The organism is Providencia sp. Je.9.19 (assembly GCF_051129765.1).
GTDB lineage: Bacteria > Pseudomonadota > Gammaproteobacteria > Enterobacterales > Enterobacteriaceae > Providencia.
The window spans coordinates 221,274-241,244 of sequence record NZ_JBCPSS010000005.1 but is presented as its reverse complement, the minus strand read 5'-3'; the positions used below and the strand labels follow the sequence as shown (position 1 = coordinate 241,244).

Genomic DNA, 19,971 nt, shown 5'->3' with positions numbered 1-19,971 from the left:
AATCACCTCAGAAAGTTACACCTGAACAAAGGATAACGTTGGCAAAAGGTGAACACTCCCCTGTTCTCACCACAGCTTTGCTACCATGAGTCATTTGTTTAAAGCTTTCATGGCTGCAATAAACAATTTCAATACTATTCCCTTGAGCTAATTCAAGTGCTTGTAGATGGACTAAAATGGCTTTTTCCATTTGTGGATTAATAGTTGTTATTTCGCCAGCAAGAATAGCTTTTTCTACCTGCATTTCTTGGGTTATCACACTCAGTACAGACATAAAGTCAGGTAAACCTTGTGTAATCGCCAAATCAATACGTTCAGGCCCTTGTGGGATAGGTAATCCCGCATCTGCCAATGTGATATGGTCGGTATGACCTAATTTCGCAATGACCGATACAATATTCGCATTCAGCAAAATACCCTTTTTCATTATTTCCTGCCATTTTTGTTAGCGAAACGTTTCGCTCATCTAATAATAGTAAAGAATAACCACAACTCAATATTCTTATATGATATTTGTGATCGTCATCGAAACGTTTCGTTCACAAGAAAAAGAAACGAAAAACTAACATATTGAATTAATTAAGCTGAATCGTTTTAACTAAAACCATGATATAAAAAATCATATTTATAAAGTTCAATAAAACGACGTTTAACTTGGTGTATGCTGTAACCACATCAAAGAAAAACCGCAAAGCAGATTGCACAATAAATAAAAAAGAATTGATGAAATGAATCTATCAGTGTTAAGTAAGTGACATAACGATAAAGGAATAAATATGCAAATAGCGGAACGAATCGCGCAACTAAGTAACTACCTCGAAAGCGGTTTGTATGAACGTCAGCAAGCTATCCGTTTGTGTCTTCTCGCCACACTGTGTGGGGAAAGTGTTTTTCTATTGGGGCCACCCGGTATTGCTAAAAGTTTGATCGCTAGACGAATGAAATTTGCCTTTCGTCATGCAAATGCCTTTGAATATTTAATGACGCGTTTTTCTACACCAGAAGAAATTTTTGGACCACTTTCAATACAAGCGTTAAAAGATGAAGGCCGCTATGAGCGACTAACCAAAGGTTATTTACCTGATTCAGAAGTAGTTTTTCTAGATGAAATTTGGAAAGCGGGCCCTGCCATTTTGAATACGTTATTAACCGCAGTTAATGAACGTAAATTTCGTAATGGTGATGAAGAAAAATCAATTCCGATGCGCTTATTAGTCACCGCATCAAATGAGCTTCCAGATGCAGATAATAGCCTTGAAGCTTTGTTTGACCGCATGTTAATACGAATTTGGCTTGATAAAGTGCAAGAAAAACAAAATTTTCGAGCACTACTTACTAGCAAATCTTCGTTTAATGAAGCATTGATGCCTGATCACCTTAAAATTAGTGATGATGAATACCATCAATGGCAAAAAGATATCCCTAAAATTACGCTACCCGATCATTGTTTTGAGCTCATTTATCAACTGCGTGAACAGCTCGACTCAACAGATAAAAATCTTTATGTCTCTGATAGACGTTGGAAAAAAGCCGTTTACCTATTGCAAGCAAGTGCCTTTTTTAATGGACGAAATGCAGTTTCCCCACTTGATATAGTCTTACTCAAAGATTGTTTGTGGCATGACATGAAATCGATGAATACCTTGCCTAATCTACTCAAATCAATATTACAAGAAGACGGTTGGCAGCAAAGAAAACTTGAACGAGAGATTGAACAAGTTTATTTACAATGGATGTCCTCCACTCAAGATCAAAATAATCAAGATGCTTTTAAAGTGAATAAAAACAATGCAATGTTTGCACGTAAAGCGTCTTATTTACTACCTGAAAATATTCGTGAAGGAAAAGTAACACTCTTTTTGCATAGACCATTGCAACTGCATAATATGAAGGTCACTTTTGTCACTACAGATACAAAAGCACTTTCAACCTTCCTAAATAAAGGGGCAACGTTGTCTGTTCACCTCAATGGAATTGGTTTCGCATTAGAAATTACCGCTGAGGTCAATAATTTAAATCAAGTTCAGCTATTGGATATTAGCCACCAATCATCAACTCTTTATTTACAAGAAAAAACAACAGCGGTTACTGATCTCACTGAGTGGTTAGATAAACTCGATAAAATTCAAAATGAAGTTCAATCAGCTCGCTACCAATTTGAAAAACAACAACCTAATTTATTTATAGAGACACATTGGCTAGCAGATATTGAAGAAAGTTTTATTAAGTTATCAGATAAACTCATTCAGTTGCGTAACAAAATTTCAGGTAAAGTGGCCGAATAATCATGTTAAGCCTAGCCACCCTAGATTTATTACTTTCAGTTAATGAAGGTCAATTAATAGAAGAGATAATTATTTCACTTCTTGCAACTCCTACATTAGCCGCTTTCTTTGAAAAACATCCCCGATTAAAAAAAGCACTATTAAAAGATTTATCAAGTTGGAAAAAAGATCTTAAACAAAAATTACAAGATGCAATGGTTCCCCAACAGCTGACTGAAGAGTTTTTACTTTACCAACAATGTCTTGGACTCGCCACAGATGCCTTTTTCTCTCAATTGCCCTCAGTAATAGATAAACTAAAACAAATTGATTCGCCTTTTTATACTGAAGCCAATCAATTACACAGTGGAAAAATTGAAAATAAAAGCGCTCGTCAGTCATTGTTTATCCAACGTTGGCGAGTCAATCTCATTTTACAAGTCACCACTTTACATAAAGAACTACTGGAACAAGAAAAAGAGCAATTATTAGCGGAACTACAACGAAGGCTAGCACTCAGTGGTAATTTAGAAGAAGTACTGGGGGAAAATGAACGAGCAGCAGGACGTTTATGGGATTTAAGCAAAGGGGTAAATGCCACATCTGCTTATAATGACCAATTATTAAATAGCTATAGTGATTTTTTACGTCAGCAACCAGAACTAGAAAAAATCGCGCAATTGTTAGGTCGAAGCCAATCAGCTCGGGCAATTCTTGATGATAATGTTGTACTTGAACCAATGACTATTATGGAAAAAGTACCCGAAAAGGTACCTGAACAAGTTAATGGTTTAGGTTTAAGTGATGATATTTTACGCTTATTACCCGCAGAATTAGCTATGTTAGGGCTCGGAGATATTGAATTTGAGTTTTACCGTAAATTATTAGAAAAACAATTGCTGACTTATCGCTTACAGGGGGAAAGCTGGCAAGAGCGGAAAGTATTGCGCCCTGTAGTTCACCATCAAGATGAAGAGCAGCCTCGGGGGCCTTTTATTGTCTGTATAGATACATCAGGATCAATGGGTGGACTCAATGAACGCTGCGCAAAAGCATTTTGCCTTGCGTTAATGAAAATTGCGCTGGCGGATAATCGATCATGCCACATTATGTTATTTTCAACACAAATTGTGCATTATGATCTGCTTAGTGCCGATGGGTTAGAGCAATGCATTCAATTTTTACATCAAACCTTTCGTGGCGGAACAGATCTCGCTGGCTGCTTACAAGAAACTGTCATTAAATTAGAGTCAAAGCAATGGATTGATGCAGATGCGGTAGTAATTTCTGATTTTGTTGCCCAACGTTTACCTGATGATTTAATCCAAAAAATAAAATCTCTTCAAAAAGTCGGGAAATACCGCTTCCATGCGGTATCAGTATCAAATTATGGGAAGCCCGGCATCATGAAGATATTTGATCATATCTGGCGCTTTGATACCGGGTTAAAAAGTAGACTGCTACGCCGTTTTAGTCGCTAATATACTTAATTCTAAGTTTAATCAGTCTATTATTAAAGCATGCCTTCAACAGACTCTTCCATATCTGGCGCCCAAACACCGCATTGTACTTGGCCGATGTGCTGGCGTTGCAGAAGTAGCATTACTAAGCGTGATTGACCAATACCACCACCAATAGTTTGTGGCATTTCACCTTTAACTAATGCTTGGTGCCATTCTAATTCCATGCGTTTTTCGTCATGCGTTAGACCTAATTGGCGCGTTAAGCACTCAGGACTAACACGAATTCCCATTGAAGATAATTCAAATGCATCTTGTAAAACAGGGTTCCAAACAAGGATGTCACCGTTTAGACCACAAAAACCGTCTTCATTTTTAGTTGTCCAGTCATCATAGTCTGGTGCACGTACGTCATGTGACTCCCCGCTAGATAGTTTTCCACCTATACCGATAAGGAATACAGCACCTAATTCTTTCGCAATAGCACGTTCACGGCCTTTAGCGTCTAAATCAGGGTAACGTTGTAATAGCTCTTCACTGTGGATAAAGTGAATTTGGTCTGGCAGGAACGGTGCCAGTCCAAACTCTTTACTTACGGCAGCTTCTGTTTCTTTTATTGCCTTGTATATTTTACCCACTGTCTGTTTCAGATAAGGAAGCGTACGTTCCTCATCTGCCATCACTTTTTCCCAATCCCACTGATCAACATAGACAGAATGGATTGGTGTTAAGCGATCCTCGTCCGGGCGCAACGCTTTCATATGAGTGTAAAGTCCTTGGCCTTCGCTAAAACCAAAACGACCTAAGGTTTTGCGTTTCCATTTAGCCAAAGAGTGAACAACTTCAAAGGTTGCGCCTGGAATTGATTTCACTTTTACTTGAACGGCTTTTTCGCTGCCTGATAAGTTATCTTGAGTACCATCACCTAAACGACTTAGGATAGGACCTTGAACTTCAATCAGACCAAGTTCTTTTTCAAGTAAACGTGAGAAATAAGATTTAACAAAACTAATTTGCTGCTGATGTTCGATAAATGACTTGTCCATAATATTACCCATAATTTGTTTGCTGTATTAGCTGATGTATAGATTAAGCAACAAAATGAGGTATAAACTCAATATCCATCGGTAAAAAAAGCCATTGTTGTTTATTTTAGATAACAAAAAGGGTATAAAAATGAATATTCATCAAAATGGAGGGTAAATAATGCCTGAAAATTATCAAATCGATAATCTCGATCGTGACATACTTCACGAATTAATGAGAAATGCACGTATGCCTTATGCTGAATTGGCCAAAAAATTCGCTGTCAGTCCAGGAACTATTCATGTACGTGTTGAGAAAATGAAGCAATCGGGGATCATTAAAGGGACTCGTATTGATATTAGTGAAAAACAACTTGGTTTTGATGTCTGTTGCTTTATTGGCATTATTTTGAAAAGTGCAAAAGATTATCATACTGCATTAAAAAAATTAGATGCCTTAGAAGAAGTGGTTGAGGTTTATTACACAACAGGTCAATACAGTATTTTTATCAAGGTCATGTGTCGATCTATTGATTCCCTTCAAGATGTACTTATCAACAAAATTCAAACCATAGATGAAATTCAATCTACAGAAACGCTGATCTCCTTGCAGAACCCCATTATGCGCACGATATGCCCTTAGAAAAAAAATACTATAACCACATTATCCACAGGTAGATCCCAGCTCATTCACAGCGTACAATGGCGGCTTATTATTGTGAAAGAGAACCATCATGACGAAAATAACCCTTATAAGTGGTAGCACAATGGGTAGTGCTGAGTATGTAGCAGAGCATATGGCTGAAATTTTAGAAGAACTCGACTTTGAGACTGAAATTCAACATGGTCCTGCACTTGATGATCTACCACTTGAAGGCTTATGGCTGGTGGTGTGTTCTACACATGGTGCAGGGGATCTTCCTGAAAATATCCAACCACTAGCAGATGAAATAAATACGTTATCCCCTGATCTCAGTAATGTCAGTTTTGGATCCGTTGGTATTGGCAGCTCAGAATATGACACTTTCTGTGGTGCGATCCATTCCCTTAATGCCTTATTAACCAATAAAGGTGCTAAAAGGATCGGCGACTGTTTAGAAATTGATGTGCAAAAACACGAAATCCCTGAAGATCCCGCAGGTGAATGGGTTAAAAAATGGGCAAACGAACTCTAGGTTGCTCAAAAAAGAAACGGTTGAATGTGGATAACTTAGGGGAAACAGTGGTATTAACCCGTAGTTATCCATAGTATAACTTTTAGGTCGACCAGAGCCTGTGTATAAGTCCCTTTTTTGATCCCAGCTTATACGTAAAGAGATCACGGATCATTCACAGTATATGATCCTTTACACTGTAATGATCTTTATAGTGAAAAATCACTTATCCACAGAAACCTTCGATCCTAATAATAGATCTAATAAAGAGATCTTAAAGAAAAAAGATCTTAATACTATAAGGCTGATGCTTACAGGGGTTGGTCTATTCTTAAAACTTGAGTAGAATTCATTTCTCAAATGCACAGTTAGCATTTTCTAACGTTAAGGCTCACACATGTTTTATCCAGAACAATTTGACGTCATCGTAATTGGTGGTGGTCATGCCGGTACTGAAGCAGCAATGGCAGCTGCACGTATGGGGCGTCAAACCCTATTGCTGACTCACAATATTGATACATTGGGTCAGATGTCTTGCAACCCAGCCATCGGTGGGATCGGTAAGGGACATCTGGTAAGGGAAATTGATGCTCTCGGTGGATTAATGGCTACAGCCACTGATAAGGCCGGTATCCAATTTAGAACTCTTAATGCAAGCAAAGGTCCTGCTGTTCGAGCTACTCGTGCACAAGCAGACCGTGTCTTGTATCGACAAGCTGTGAGAACTGCATTAGAAAATCAACCTAATCTAATGATATTTCAACAACCTGTAGAAGATTTAATTGTTGAAAATAATATCGTAACGGGTGCTGTAACCCGTATGGGACTTAAGTTTAAAGCTAAATCTGTGGTACTAACTGTAGGAACTTTTCTAGATGGAAAAATTCATATTGGTTTAGAAAATTATAGTGGTGGTAGAGCAGGTGATCCTCCTTCAATTTCACTTTCACAACGTTTGAGAGAACTGCCTTTTCGCGTTAATCGCTTAAAAACAGGAACACCACCAAGAATTGATGCAAGAACTATCGATTTTAGTCAACTAGCGCAACAACTAGGTGACGACCCAATGCCTGTATTTTCATTTTTAGGTAGACAAGATCAACATCCACAACAGATGCCTTGCTATATCACCTATACCAATGAAAAAACACATGAAGTGATCAGAAATAATTTAGATCGTAGCCCAATGTATGCAGGGATCATCGAAGGGATCGGACCTCGTTATTGTCCTTCGATCGAAGATAAAGTCATGCGTTTTGCTGACAAAAATTCACATCAGATCTTTTTAGAACCAGAAGGCTTAACAAGCAACGAAATTTATCCAAATGGTATCTCCACCAGCTTACCGTTTGATGTACAAATGCAAATTGTTCATTCAATGAAAGGAATGGAAAACGCAAGGATCATTCGTCCTGGTTATGCGATTGAATATGATTTCTTTGACCCAAGGGATCTTAAACAAACACTAGAAAGTAAATTTATTGAAGGCCTTTTCTTTGCTGGTCAAATTAATGGCACAACTGGATATGAAGAAGCTGGTGCTCAAGGCTTACTTGCTGGACTAAATGCTGCTCAATATGCCAATGGATTAGAAGGTTGGTTCCCACGCCGTGACCAAGCTTATATGGGCGTTCTAGTTGATGACCTATGTACCTTAGGAACAAAAGAACCCTACCGTATGTTTACTTCTCGCGCTGAATACCGATTGATGCTGCGAGAGGATAATGCAGATTTACGTTTAACCGAAAAAGGTCGCGAATTAGGTCTAGTTGATGACGTTCGTTGGGAACACTTCAACCGAAAAGTTGAACTGATTGAAAAAGAACGTCAACGCTTAAAAGATATCTGGGTTCACCCTAAATCTGAAGGTCATGATGAAGTTAATCAAATTTTAGCAGCTCCGCTGTCTAAAGAAGCGAGCGGTGAAGATTTATTACGTCGTCCAGAAATAAGTTATCGATTACTAACATCATTAAATCTTTTTGCCCCAGGGATCGAAGATCCACAAGCTGCGGATCAAGTTGAAGTTCAAGTTAAGTATGAAGGTTATATCTCTCGTCAAAAAGAAGAGATCGAACGACAACTACGTAATGAAACCGCTTTATTGCCTATCGATCTTGATTACAAACAAGTTAAAGGTTTATCGAACGAAGTTATGGCTAAATTGAATGATCATAAACCAACATCAATTGGCCAAGCTTCCCGTATTTCAGGAATTACCCCAGCGGCAATTTCAATCTTACTCGTTTGGTTAAAAAAACAAGGCATACTGCGTCGGAGTGCATAAAATGGATTTACTATCAAAACTGACTCAGTTGTTAGCCAAAGCGGATATCAGCTTAACAGATAAACAAAAACAACAATTAGTAGGGTATGTCGAGTTATTAGTTAAATGGAATAAAGCCTATAACTTGACGTCAGTTCGAGATCCTCAACAAATGCTTATTCGTCATATTATGGATAGCATAGTGGTGAACGGTCATCTAACAGGCTCCACGTTTATTGATGTAGGAACAGGCCCTGGTCTACCTGGCGTTCCTTTAGCAATAGTTCGACCAGATTCCCATTTCGTGCTGTTAGACAGCTTAGGAAAGCGTATACGCTTCTTAAAACAAGTTCAGCATGAGTTAGGTCTCAATAATATTGAACCTGTTCAATCGCGTGTTGAAGAGTATCAATCTAAAGATGGATTTGATGGTGTAATCAGTCGTGCATTTGCTTCTTTGAATGATATGTTAAGTTGGTGTCATCATCTGCCTTCTCCTGAAGGGCAATTTTATGCCTTAAAAGGCGTGATACGTGATGAAGAAATTACTGAGCTTCCTGAAGGTTTTGTAGTGCAATCAATTATCGAACTTGAAATTCCTGAACTTGATGAACAGCGCCATTTAGTTAAGTTATCTATAAAATAAAGTTGCTTGTTATCAAATAAATTTATCTTTTTGAGCCATAGCCGTGCATTTACAATGTTACGGCTATTTCATTTTAGTTTGAATATATATTATTCGTATTTTACGTAAAATTTACATGCTAATAACGAAAAAATGGCATAAATAATGATTTGAAAGGAAAAAGTCATCCTAACGGGATATTTTAAGTTAATCGTTTTAGCACTACAGATAGTTAATAATTAAATATTTGATTTATTGCATCATTATTTTGATTAAAAATTGTATCAGTTAATTATTTGATTTACCGATCAAAACCTTATTTATCCGGCTAGGGATGCGATGGAATAAATAAAGTCATTAATATTTAGTGTGATGTAAATCACATAAAAGATTTTTTAGTTGTCAGATTGTTAATCAATTATTAATTATTACAGTGACAATTCTGCGCTATCTCGAAAAAATTAAATATTTATTCACCTTTTCGCTACTTACTGATTGAATTCATTTCGCCTGCCCGTATAATTTGCTCGTTTTTGTCTCTTGACACATTTAAGCAAAGGCAGTTTTATACAACACTTAGCGTTTCTGAGCTGAGAAGAGCTGGGAGAACATCAAAAGTTATGTCTGTATCCCTTTACGACAACACCAATGCTGTAAAACAGTTGTCTGTTCAGTTAATAACTTTTGTTATCCTCAGTGGGGCTTTCTGTGCAAATAGTATAGAATGGGGAGCCTCTGCTCTTGCGGGTGGGTTAGCATGCTGGTTACCTAATATTGTATTCATGCTGCTATCACGTATCCAAAAAGCAAAAGAAGAGGATGAACCTGTCCGCATTGCCTGGTTCTTTGCGTTAGGAGCAGGGCTAAAGGTTGTTACAACTATAATTGTCTTAGTTGTTGCTTTTGGTGTGTTTAAAGCGTCACTGACACCACTGGGTTTGACCTATTTAGCGGTGCTAATTGTTCAGATTGTTGCACCAGCCGTTTTTAAACGGTAAGTATTTTTAAACTACAAAAGGGTAAGAGGCATCATGTCTGCATCAGGAGAAGTGATGACTACAAATGAGTACATAAGTCACCATCTGAATAACCTTCAGTTAGACTTACGTACCTTTGAGTTGGTCAATCCCCAAGCTAGTCCAACATTTTGGACGTTGAACATTGACTCGCTTTTTTTCTCGGTAGTTCTCGGGGCTCTGTTCCTGTGGCTATTTAGAAGAGTTGCCGTTAATGCGACTAGTGGCGTACCCGGTAAGTTACAGACTGCAATAGAACTGATCATTGGTTTCGTTGATAACTCAGTCCGTGATATGTATCACGGTAAGAGCAAAGTTATTGCCCCGTTGGCATTAACCGTGTTCATCTGGGTATTTTTAATGAACCTCATGGATTTACTACCAATCGATTTCCTTCCATATATTGGTGAGCATTATTTAGGGCTACCTGCTCTGCGTGCAGTTCCGACAGCAGATGTGAGTGTGACTTTATCTATGGCGATCGGCGTGTTTATCCTAATAATCTTTTATAGCATTAAGATGAAAGGAATTGGTGGATTTACGAAAGAGTTGACTCTTCAACCTTTTAATCATCCTATCTTTATTCCGGTAAACTTAATTCTTGAAGGAGTAAGCCTGCTATCAAAACCTGTATCACTCGGTCTACGACTGTTTGGTAACATGTATGCAGGTGAATTGATCTTTATTCTTATCGCGGCATTACTACCGTGGTGGTCACAGTGGTTGCTAAGCCTGCCTTGGGCTATCTTCCACATATTGATTATTACGCTACAAGCCTTTATTTTTATGGTTCTGACTGTTGTCTATCTCTCGATGGCATCTGAAGAGCACTAATTTTTCTATCAATAATTGAATTAACTGAAACAAACTGGAGACTGTCATGGAAAACCTGAATATGGATCTGCTGTACATGGCTGCCGCTATAATGATGGGTTTAGCGGCGATCGGTGCTGCGATCGGTATCGGCATCCTAGGTGGTAAATTTTTAGAAGGCGCTGCTCGTCAGCCAGATTTAATACCTCTACTGCGTACACAGTTTTTTATCGTAATGGGTCTAGTAGATGCTATTCCGATGATTGCTGTTGGTCTGGGCTTGTATGTAATGTTCGCTGTTGCCTAATTAGCATTACGGAACACATTAAGAACATTAACTCACTAATAAATAAGAGGTATTGTCTGTGAATCTGAATGCAACAATCCTCGGCCAGGCTATCGCGTTTGTCCTGTTTGTTTTGTTCTGTATGAAGTATGTATGGCCACCGATTATGGCGGCCATAGAAAAACGTCAAAAAGAAATTGCTGACGGTTTATCTTCCGCAGAACGTGCTAAAAAGAACCTGGAACTAGCGCAAACCGACGCAACCGACCGACTGAAGAAAGCAAAAGCAGAAGCGCAAGTGATCATCGAACAAGCGAATAAACAACGCAGTATGATGATTGAAGAAGCAAAAGCAGAAGCTGAAACAGAACGTGCAAAAATCGTAGCACAAGCGCAAGCGGAAATTGATGCTGAGCGTAAACGTGCACGTGAAGAGTTACGTAAACAGGTTGCGATGCTTGCTATCGCAGGTGCCGAGAAGATCATAGAACGTTCCGTGGATGAAGCTGCTAACAGCGACATCGTTGATAAACTAGTCGCTGAACTGTAGGAGGGAGGGGCATGTCTGAAATTGCTACTGTAGCTCGCCCCTACGCCAAAGCAGCTTTTGACTTTGCTGTAGATAATCAATCCGTTGATAAATGGCAGAATATGCTGAGCTTCACCTCTTTGGTGTCGCAAAATGAACAGGTTGGTGAGCTACTTTCTGGTTCTATTGCACCAGAAACATTAGCCAAAACGTTTATCTCTGTTTGCGGAGATGAAATTGACGAGCATGTTCAAAATCTGATTCGTATCATGGCTGAAAACGGGCGTTTAACCACGCTTCCAGAAGTTCTCGTACAATTTATTCAATTGCGCGATTCGCTGGAGTCAACGATTGAAGTTGATGTGATTTCTGCTACCGAACTGAATGAACAGCAGTCAGCTAAAATTTCTGCAGCGATGGAAAAACGTCTGTCACGCAAAGTTAAGCTGAATTGCAAAATTGACAAGTCTGTTATTGCTGGAGTGATCATTCGTGCTGGAGACCTCGTCATAGACGGAAGTGTCCGCGGTCGCTTAGAGCGTTTAACTGACGTCTTGCAGTCTTAAGGGGACTGGAGCATATGCAACTGAATTCCACCGAAATCAGCGAACTGATCAAACAGCGTATTGCTCAGTTTGATGTTGTGAGTGAAGCTCACAATGAAGGTACGATTGTGTCCGTTAATGACGGTATCATTCGTATTCACGGTTTAGCCGAAGTCATGCAGGGTGAGATGATCGCACTGCCTGGCAGCCGTTATGCAATTGCATTGAACTTAGAGCGTGACTCTGTTGGTGCGGTTGTAATGGGTCCTTATGCCGATTTGGCTGAAGGCATGAAAGTAAAATGTACTGGTCGTATTCTTGAAGTTCCAGTAGGCCGTGGTCTACTTGGACGTATCGTGAATACACTGGGCCAACCAATTGATGGTAAAGGCCCTGTTGAGCATGATGGCTTCTCTCCAATTGAAGTTATCGCTCCAGGTGTTATCGAACGTCAATCGGTTGATCAACCTGTACAAACTGGTTATAAATCAGTTGATGCAATGATCCCAATCGGCCGTGGCCAGCGTGAGCTTGTCATCGGTGACCGCCAGACAGGTAAAACTGCGCTAGCGATCGATGCGATTATTAATCAACGTGATTCTGGCATCAAATGTGTTTACGTTGCTATCGGTCAGAAAGCTTCAACAATTTCTAACGTAGTACGTAAACTCGAAGAACACGGCGCTCTGGAAAATACCATTGTTGTTGTTGCAACGGCATCTGAATCAGCTGCACTGCAATACCTGTCCGCATACTCCGGTTGCGCAATGGGTGAATATTTCCGTGACCGTGGTGAAGATGCTCTGATTGTTTATGATGACCTGTCTAAACAGGCTGTTGCATACCGTCAGATTTCACTGCTACTGCGTCGTCCACCAGGACGTGAAGCTTACCCAGGTGATGTTTTCTATTTGCATTCACGTTTACTTGAGCGTGCTGCTCGTGTTAATGCTGAATACGTTGAAAACTTTACTAAAGGTGAAGTTAAAGGCAAAACAGGTTCATTGACGGCTCTGCCTATCATTGAAACTCAAGGCGGTGACGTTTCTGCATTCGTACCGACTAACGTAATTTCGATTACAGATGGTCAGATCTTCCTGGAATCTAACCTGTTTAACTCTGGTATTCGTCCAGCGGTTAACCCAGGTATTTCCGTATCTCGTGTTGGTGGTGCTGCTCAGACTAAAATTATCAAGAAATTGTCTGGTGGTATCCGTACTGCACTTGCTCAATATCGTGAACTGGCGGCGTTTGCTCAGTTTGCTTCCGACCTCGATGACGCAACTCGTAAACAGTTGAGCCATGGTCAGAAAGTAACTGAATTGCTGAAACAGAAACAATATGCACCGATGTCAGTAGCAGAACAGTCTCTGTCTCTGTTTGCTGCGGAACGTGGATATTTGGATGATGTTGAGTTAGCGAAAATTGGTGCATTTGAAGCTGCATTAGTTTCTTTTGCACTGCGCGAGCATGCTGACCTTATGAACGAAATCGGCCAGGCGGGTAACTATAACGATGATATCGAAGGTAAGTTGAAAAAACTTCTCGAATCATTTAAAGCAACTCAGTCCTGGTAATACTATTCGGCCCGTGAATTTTTATGGGCCGTCTGGTTAATAAGGAGAAGCAGTAATGGCCGGCGCAAAAGAGATACGTTCCAAGATTGCCAGCGTGCAAAACACGCAGAAGATCACTAAAGCGATGGAAATGGTCGCTGCGTCCAAAATGCGTAAATCGCAGGAACGCATGGCGGCTAGCCGTCCTTATGCGGAGACTATGCGCAGTGTGATTGGTCACCTAGCTTTAGGTAATCTGGAATATAAACATCCATATCTCGAAGAGCGTGAAGTTAAACGCGTTGGGTATTTGGTTGTTTCAACAGACCGTGGTCTGTGCGGTGGTTTGAATATTAACTTGTTCAAAAAACTGTTAACAGACATGAAGCTATGGTCTGAGAAAAATGTTCAGGTTGATTTGGCTTTAATCGGTTCTAAAGCAGTTTCATTCTTTGGGTCTGTTGGCGGCAATGTCGTTACACAGGTTACAGGAATGGGGGATAACCCTACGCTTTCAGATTTGATTGGTCCAGTTAACTCTATGCTACAAGCCTATGATGAAGGGCGTTTAGATAAACTGTATGTGGTGACTAATAAGTTCATCAATACAATGTCTCAGGAGCCAACTATTCTTCAAGTATTGCCATTGCCTCCAAGCAATGATGAAACTTTGAAGAAGAAGTCTTGGGATTATATATATGAACCCGATCCTAAGGCGTTGCTGGATACCCTGCTACGTCGTTATATCGAGTCTCAGGTTTATCAGGGCGTCGTTGAAAACCTGGCTAGTGAGCAGGCCGCACGAATGGTAGCGATGAAAGCCGCTACTGATAATGGTGGAAACCTGATCAAAGAGTTGCAGTTGGTTTACAACAAAGCTCGTCAGGCCAGCATTACTCAGGAGCTTACCGAAATTGTTTCGGGTGCTTCCGCGGTTTAACAGCTAGGTTTACGAATTACGTAGAGGATTCAAGATGGCTACTGGAAAGATTATCCAGGTAATCGGCGCCGTTGTGGACGTCGAGTTCCCTCAAGATAACGTACCGAAAGTGTACGATGCTCTTGAGGTAATGAACGGTAAAGATAAACTGGTGCTGGAAGTTCAGCAACAGCTAGGCGGTGGTGTTGTTCGTTGTATCGCAATGGGTACATCAGATGGCCTAAGCCGTGGTTTAGAAGTTCTAAACCTAGAACACCCAATTGAAGTACCAGTAGGTAAAGCAACTCTAGGACGTATCATGAACGTTCTGGGTGACCCTATTGATATGAAAGGTGATATCGGCGAAGAAGAACGCTGGTCAATTCACCGTGCAGCACCAAGCTATGAAGAATTAGCTAACTCAACAGAATTGCTTGAAACCGGTATCAAAGTAATGGACTTAATCTGTCCATTCGCGAAAGGTGGTAAAGTAGGTCTGTTTGGTGGTGCGGGTGTTGGTAAAACAGTAAATATGATGGAACTTATCCGTAACATCGCGATTGAACACTCAGGTTACTCAGTGTTTGCCGGTGTTGGTGAGCGTACTCGTGAAGGGAACGACTTCTATCATGAAATGAATGACTCTAACGTTCTGGATAAAGTATCACTGGTTTATGGCCAGATGAACGAGCCACCAGGAAACCGTCTGCGCGTAGCGTTAACGGGTCTGACTATGGCTGAAAAATTCCGTGACGAAGGTCGTGACGTACTGCTGTTCGTTGACAACATTTATCGTTATACACTAGCAGGTACTGAAGTATCAGCACTGTTAGGTCGTATGCCATCAGCGGTAGGTTACCAACCAACGCTGGCGGAAGAGATGGGTGTTCTACAAGAACGTATTACTTCAACCCAAACAGGTTCAATCACTTCCGTACAAGCGGTTTACGTTCCTGCGGATGACTTGACTGACCCATCACCAGCAACAACATTTGCTCACTTAGACGCAACTGTCGTTCTGAGCCGTCAAATCGCATCTTTGGGTATTTACCCTGCGGTTGACCCTCTGGACTCAACAAGTCGTCAACTTGACCCATTAGTTGTTGGTCAAGAGCATTATGATGTCGCTCGTGGCGTTCAGTCTATCCTGCAACGTTACCAAGAATTGAAAGACATTATTGCAATCTTGGGTATGGATGAATTGTCTGAAGAAGACAAACTGGTTGTTGCTCGTGCTCGTAAGATCCAGCGCTTCCTGTCTCAGCCATTCTTCGTTGCTGAAGTCTTTACGGGTTCACCTGGTAAGTTCGTTTCCCTGAAAGACACTATTCGTGGCTTCAGTGGCATTCTGAACGGTGATTACGACCATTTGCCAGAGCAGGCGTTCTATATGGTTGGTACCATTGACGAAGCAGTGGAAAAAGCCAAAAAGCTTTAATCCGACTGACAGGAGGTTGATATGGTATCTGCAATGACATACTACCTGAATGTGGTTAGTGCCGAAAAACGTTTGTTTGAAGGCCTAGTACAGAAAATTCAGGTAACAGGTAGTGAAGGTGAGCTAGGGATTTATCCACAGCATACCCCGCTGCTGACTGCCATAAAACCGGGCATGGTACGTATTACTAAGCAGTTTGGTGAAGAAGAGCTAATTTACCTCTCAGGCGGTATTTTAGAAGTACAGCCAACAGGTGTTATCGTACTTGCTGATACAGCTATCCGTGGTAAAGACTTAGATGAAGCTCGCGCAGTGGAATCTAAACGCAAAGCGGAAGAACATATTCGCAAAGCACACGGTGATGTTGATTATGCTCAGGCATCGGCAGAACTTGCAAAAGCAATAGCCAAACTTCGAGTAATCGAATTGACTAAAAAGCTTATGTAATTATAGCTATACCCAAAATAATTTGAGCTACAGTCAATATGGTTGTAGCTTGAAAAACAAAGGGTATATAGTGAGAAGCCAGTTGGTTTATGCTAACTGGCTTTTTTATTTATGCGAAATATGTAGTAATTTAGACAGGAAATAGGTTTACTTTCACCCCAAAGTTGGAGTTTCAGGAAAATATGACTGTGCAAAGAAAAAGTGTCGTGATTTTAGCTGCCGGTAAAGGCACACGGATGTATTCAGAGCTGCCTAAGGTTTTGCATTTACTTGCAGGTAAACCAATGGTTCAGCATGTTATTGATACAGCAAAATCTATCGGTGCATCAGATATCCATCTGGTATACGGGCATGGCGGTGATTTACTGAAAAATAAATTGGGTGACCAAAATTTAAATTGGGTTTTACAAGCTGAGCAGCTTGGAACGGGTCATGCAATGCAGCAAGCTGCGCCTAACTTTCAAGACGATGAAGATATCATTATGTTATATGGTGATGTGCCTTTAATTGCGCAGGACACCTTACAGCGTCTTATTGAAGTGAAACCTGAAGGCGGTATTGGTTTACTGACTGTTATTTTAGATAACCCAACAGGTTATGGCCGTATCATTCGTGAAAATAATGAAGTCATTGGCATTATAGAGCAAAAAGATGCCACTGAAGCGCAACGTAAAATCCAAGAAATTAATACAGGAATTATGGTTGCAAGCGGTAAAGACTTCAAACGTTGGTTGGCTCAACTGAATAATGATAATGCGCAAGGCGAATATTATATTACTGATATTATTGCACTTGCTCATAAAGAAGGAAATAAGGTTGCGACTGTTCATCCAAGCCGTCTTAGTGAAATGGAAGGCGTGAATAATAGACTGCAACTTGCTGCTCTTGAACGTATTTACCAAAAAGAGCAAGCCGAAAAGTTATTATTAGCAGGCGTGATGTTAATTGATCCTGACCGTTTTGATATTCGCGGAACTTTAACGCACGGGCGCGACATTGTTATTGATACCAATGTGATTATTGAAGGTCATGTGACTCTCGGTAATAACGTCCAAATTCAATCTGGCTGTATTTTAAAAGACTGTGTGATAGGCGATAACTCAATAATTAGTCCTTATTCAGTCATAGAAAATTCTGAATTATCTGCTGATTGTACAGTTGGACCTTTTGCTCGTTTACGTCCAGGTGCTAAATTGGCAGCTAAAGCACATGTAGGCAATTTTGTTGAAATAAAAAATGCCTCACTGGGACTTGGTTCCAAAGCAGGTCACTTATCTTATTTAGGTGATGCTCAAATTGGCGATAACGTGAATATTGGTGCAGGAACTATCACCTGTAATTATGACGGCGCGAATAAATATAAGACTGTGATTGGTAATGATGTTTTTGTTGGTTCAGATACTCAATTAATTGCCCCTGTTTCGATTGCTAACGGTGCAACCATTGGTGCTGGAACCACGGTAACTCGAGATGTAAATGAAGACGAATTAGTCGTGAGTCGTGTTAAACAAATACATATTAAAAACTGGCAACGACCAGTAAAAAAAAATAAATAAATCTTAAGGGGAAATAATTTATTTCCCCTATTTTAAAATGCAGTACTAGAAAATATTTAAAATAGTTACATATAAAATAGCTACCTAAGGTAGCAATATAAAAATAGTTAGATAAAAAATACCCCATTTTCTACAAGGCTGGGGAACAGTGAAAACTGTAAAATAATCAGGTTGCGACAAAATATTATTTAGGAATTAATCAATTATGTGTGGAATTGTAGGTGCAGTCGCACAACGTGATATCGCAGAAATTCTATTAGAAGGTCTTCGTCGCCTTGAATATCGTGGTTATGACTCAGCCGGTATGGCGGTTGTTGACCATGAAGGTCATCTTCAACGCTTACGTGAAGTCGGTAAAGTTAAAATGCTGGCGGATGAAGTTGAAAAGAACCCAGTATCTGGTGGAATGGGTATAGCACATACGCGTTGGGCTACTCATGGTGCGCCAAGTGAGCGAAATGCTCACCCGCATACATCTGGTTATATTGCTGTTGTACACAACGGTATCATTGAAAATTATTTAGAGCTTAAAGAGCATCTAAAGCAACTCGGCTATGTATTTAGTTCTGAGACAGACACCGAAGTTATTGCTCATCTTGTTCATCACGAGCAAGAAAAAGGCGGTTCATTACTCGAAGTTGTCCAGCGTGTTATCCCGCAATTACGAGGCGCGTATGGCACAGTGGTTATGGATAGCCGTATTCCAGAATTATTAGTTGCAGCTCGTTCTGGTAGCCCGTTAGTTATTGGGCTGGGTGTGGGCGAAAATTTCTTAGCATCAGATCAACTAGCGCTTTTACCTGTTACTCGTCGTTTTATCTACCTTGAAGAAGGGGATATTGCTGAAGTGACACGCCGTTCTGTACGTATTTTTGATAACCAAGGTGCTGCGGTTGAACGTGAACAAATCGAATCTAGCGTTCAATATGATGCAGGTGATAAAGGTATTTATCGCCACTATATGCAAAAAGAGATTTATGAGCAGCCAATGGCGATTAAAAACACCTTAGAAGGGCGTTTTAGTCAAGATAATGGCATTAATCTTAGCGAGCTAGGACCTAAAGCGAGCGAAATTCTTTCTAATGTAGAGCATATTCAAATCGTTGCTTGTGGTACATCTTTCAATGCAGGGATGGTCGCACGTTATTGGTTTGAGTCTCTAGCGGGAATTCCTTGTGATGTCGAAATAGCCTCTGAATATCGTTATCGTAAACCTGCTTTTCGTAAAGGTAGTTTGATGATAACACTGTCTCAGTCAGGCGAAACTGCGGATACGCTCGCAGCTTTGCGTCTGTCTAAAGAATTGGGTTATTTGACATCTTTAGCTATCTGTAATGTTGCTGGTTCTTCATTAGTCCGTGAGTCTGAATTTGCCTTGATGACGAAAGCGGGCGCTGAAATCGGTGTTGCATCAACTAAAGCCTTTACCACTCAGCTGACAGTATTGTTGATGTTAGTGGCATATATGGGCCGTTTAAAAGGTGCTAATCCTGAATTAGAGCAAAATATTTCGAACGCGCTACATGCTTTACCTGCGCGTATTGAAAGTATGTTGTCTCAAGATAAAGTGATTGAAGCGCTGGCGGAAGATTTCTCTGATAAAAGTCATGCACTATTCTTAGGTCGTGGTGAACAGTTCCCTATCGCGGTTGAAGGGGCTTTGAAATTAAAAGAGATTTCCTACATTCATGCGGAAGCATACGCCGCTGGTGAGCTAAAACATGGCCCATTAGCACTGATTGATGCTGATATGCCTGTGATTATTATCGCGCCGAATAATGAATTGTTAGAAAAGTTGAAATCAAACATTGAAGAAGTGCGTGCTCGTGGCGGCTTATTATATGTTTTCGCTGATCAAGATGCAGGTTTTGAGGCAAGTGAAAATATGAAAATTATTTCACTGCCACATGTTGAAGAGCTGATCGCGCCTATTTTCTATACTGTTCCACTGCAATTATTGTCATATCACGTGGCTTTAATTAAAGGTACAGATGTCGACCAACCTCGTAATTTGGCGAAGTCTGTAACTGTAGAGTAATGGATTAAGCGATATATTGAATTTATCGTATAAA

General features: G+C 40.3%; 19 protein-coding genes. 17 read left to right on the top strand and 2 right to left on the bottom strand.

Features of this window, described 5'->3' with window-relative positions; genetic code table 11:
• Positions 1-7: 7 nt before the first annotated feature.
• Positions 8-427, bottom strand: coding sequence for a D-ribose pyranase (gene rbsD, locus AAZR93_RS17365; RefSeq protein WP_336428680.1), 420 nt, complete (start codon positions 425-427; stop codon positions 8-10).
• Between the two features lie 349 nt (positions 428-776).
• On the opposite strand from rbsD, the gene ravA reads away from it, so the two are divergent.
• Positions 777-2,285: an ATPase RavA gene (gene ravA, locus AAZR93_RS17360; RefSeq protein WP_434720538.1), complete on the top strand. Its 1,509-nt coding sequence runs from the start codon at positions 777-779 to the stop codon at positions 2,283-2,285.
• 2 nt (positions 2,286-2,287) lie between these two features.
• The gene (viaA, locus tag AAZR93_RS17355) at positions 2,288-3,745 is read left to right on the top strand and encodes an ATPase RavA stimulator ViaA (RefSeq protein WP_434720537.1); all 1,458 of its coding nucleotides are present in this window, start codon (positions 2,288-2,290) and stop codon (positions 3,743-3,745) included.
• A gap of 32 nt (positions 3,746-3,777) precedes the next feature.
• On the opposite strand, the gene asnA is transcribed toward viaA, so the two are convergent.
• On the bottom strand, positions 3,778-4,770 hold the full coding sequence (asnA, locus tag AAZR93_RS17350; RefSeq protein ID WP_294102564.1) for an aspartate--ammonia ligase: 993 nt from the start codon (positions 4,768-4,770) through the stop codon (positions 3,778-3,780).
• 160 nt (positions 4,771-4,930) lie between these two features.
• Between asnA and asnC the strand changes: the two genes are divergently transcribed.
• The 15 genes from asnC (at position 4,931) to glmS (ending at position 19,937) form a co-directional block, all read left to right on the top strand.
• Positions 4,931-5,392, top strand: coding sequence for a transcriptional regulator AsnC (gene asnC, locus AAZR93_RS17345; RefSeq protein ID WP_294102563.1), 462 nt, complete (start codon positions 4,931-4,933; stop codon positions 5,390-5,392).
• 91 nt (positions 5,393-5,483) lie between these two features.
• A complete protein-coding gene (mioC, locus tag AAZR93_RS17340) occupies positions 5,484-5,924 on the top strand; it encodes an FMN-binding protein MioC (RefSeq protein WP_294102562.1) in 441 nt (146 codons plus the stop codon).
• Between the two features lie 376 nt (positions 5,925-6,300).
• A complete protein-coding gene (gene mnmG / locus AAZR93_RS17335) occupies positions 6,301-8,190 on the top strand; it encodes a tRNA uridine-5-carboxymethylaminomethyl(34) synthesis enzyme MnmG (protein ID WP_294102561.1) in 1,890 nt (629 codons plus the stop codon).
• 1 nt (position 8,191) lies between these two features.
• Complete coding sequence (rsmG, locus tag AAZR93_RS17330) at positions 8,192-8,815, top strand: 16S rRNA (guanine(527)-N(7))-methyltransferase RsmG (protein ID WP_294102560.1); 624 nt, start codon at positions 8,192-8,194, stop codon at positions 8,813-8,815.
• 599 nt (positions 8,816-9,414) lie between these two features.
• Complete coding sequence (atpI, locus tag AAZR93_RS17325; protein ID WP_294102559.1) at positions 9,415-9,792, top strand: F0F1 ATP synthase subunit I; 378 nt, start codon at positions 9,415-9,417, stop codon at positions 9,790-9,792.
• Between the two features lie 33 nt (positions 9,793-9,825).
• Positions 9,826-10,644, top strand: coding sequence for a F0F1 ATP synthase subunit A (gene atpB / locus AAZR93_RS17320; protein WP_294102558.1), 819 nt, complete (start codon positions 9,826-9,828; stop codon positions 10,642-10,644).
• Between the two features lie 46 nt (positions 10,645-10,690).
• A complete protein-coding gene (gene atpE, locus AAZR93_RS17315; protein WP_004393045.1) occupies positions 10,691-10,930 on the top strand; it encodes a F0F1 ATP synthase subunit C in 240 nt (79 codons plus the stop codon).
• Between the two features lie 58 nt (positions 10,931-10,988).
• On the top strand, positions 10,989-11,459 hold the full coding sequence (atpF, locus tag AAZR93_RS17310) for a F0F1 ATP synthase subunit B (protein ID WP_294102575.1): 471 nt from the start codon (positions 10,989-10,991) through the stop codon (positions 11,457-11,459).
• 11 nt (positions 11,460-11,470) lie between these two features.
• The gene (gene atpH, locus AAZR93_RS17305; RefSeq protein ID WP_294101678.1) at positions 11,471-12,004 is read left to right on the top strand and encodes a F0F1 ATP synthase subunit delta; all 534 of its coding nucleotides are present in this window, start codon (positions 11,471-11,473) and stop codon (positions 12,002-12,004) included.
• Between the two features lie 14 nt (positions 12,005-12,018).
• The gene (atpA, locus tag AAZR93_RS17300) at positions 12,019-13,560 is read left to right on the top strand and encodes a F0F1 ATP synthase subunit alpha (protein WP_294101675.1); all 1,542 of its coding nucleotides are present in this window, start codon (positions 12,019-12,021) and stop codon (positions 13,558-13,560) included.
• Between the two features lie 55 nt (positions 13,561-13,615).
• On the top strand, positions 13,616-14,479 hold the full coding sequence (gene atpG / locus AAZR93_RS17295) for a F0F1 ATP synthase subunit gamma (RefSeq protein ID WP_294101672.1): 864 nt from the start codon (positions 13,616-13,618) through the stop codon (positions 14,477-14,479).
• Between the two features lie 34 nt (positions 14,480-14,513).
• A complete protein-coding gene (gene atpD / locus AAZR93_RS17290) occupies positions 14,514-15,896 on the top strand; it encodes a F0F1 ATP synthase subunit beta (RefSeq protein WP_294101669.1) in 1,383 nt (460 codons plus the stop codon).
• Positions 15,897-15,917: 21 nt separating this feature from the next.
• Complete coding sequence (locus AAZR93_RS17285; RefSeq protein ID WP_294101666.1) at positions 15,918-16,343, top strand: F0F1 ATP synthase subunit epsilon; 426 nt, start codon at positions 15,918-15,920, stop codon at positions 16,341-16,343.
• A 182-nt stretch (positions 16,344-16,525) separates the two neighbouring features.
• Positions 16,526-17,899, top strand: coding sequence for a bifunctional UDP-N-acetylglucosamine diphosphorylase/glucosamine-1-phosphate N-acetyltransferase GlmU (glmU, locus tag AAZR93_RS17280; RefSeq protein ID WP_434720536.1), 1,374 nt, complete (start codon positions 16,526-16,528; stop codon positions 17,897-17,899).
• 205 nt (positions 17,900-18,104) lie between these two features.
• Positions 18,105-19,937, top strand: coding sequence for a glutamine--fructose-6-phosphate transaminase (isomerizing) (gene glmS / locus AAZR93_RS17275; RefSeq protein ID WP_294101660.1), 1,833 nt, complete (start codon positions 18,105-18,107; stop codon positions 19,935-19,937).
• The last annotated feature ends 34 nt before the right edge of the window (positions 19,938-19,971 follow it).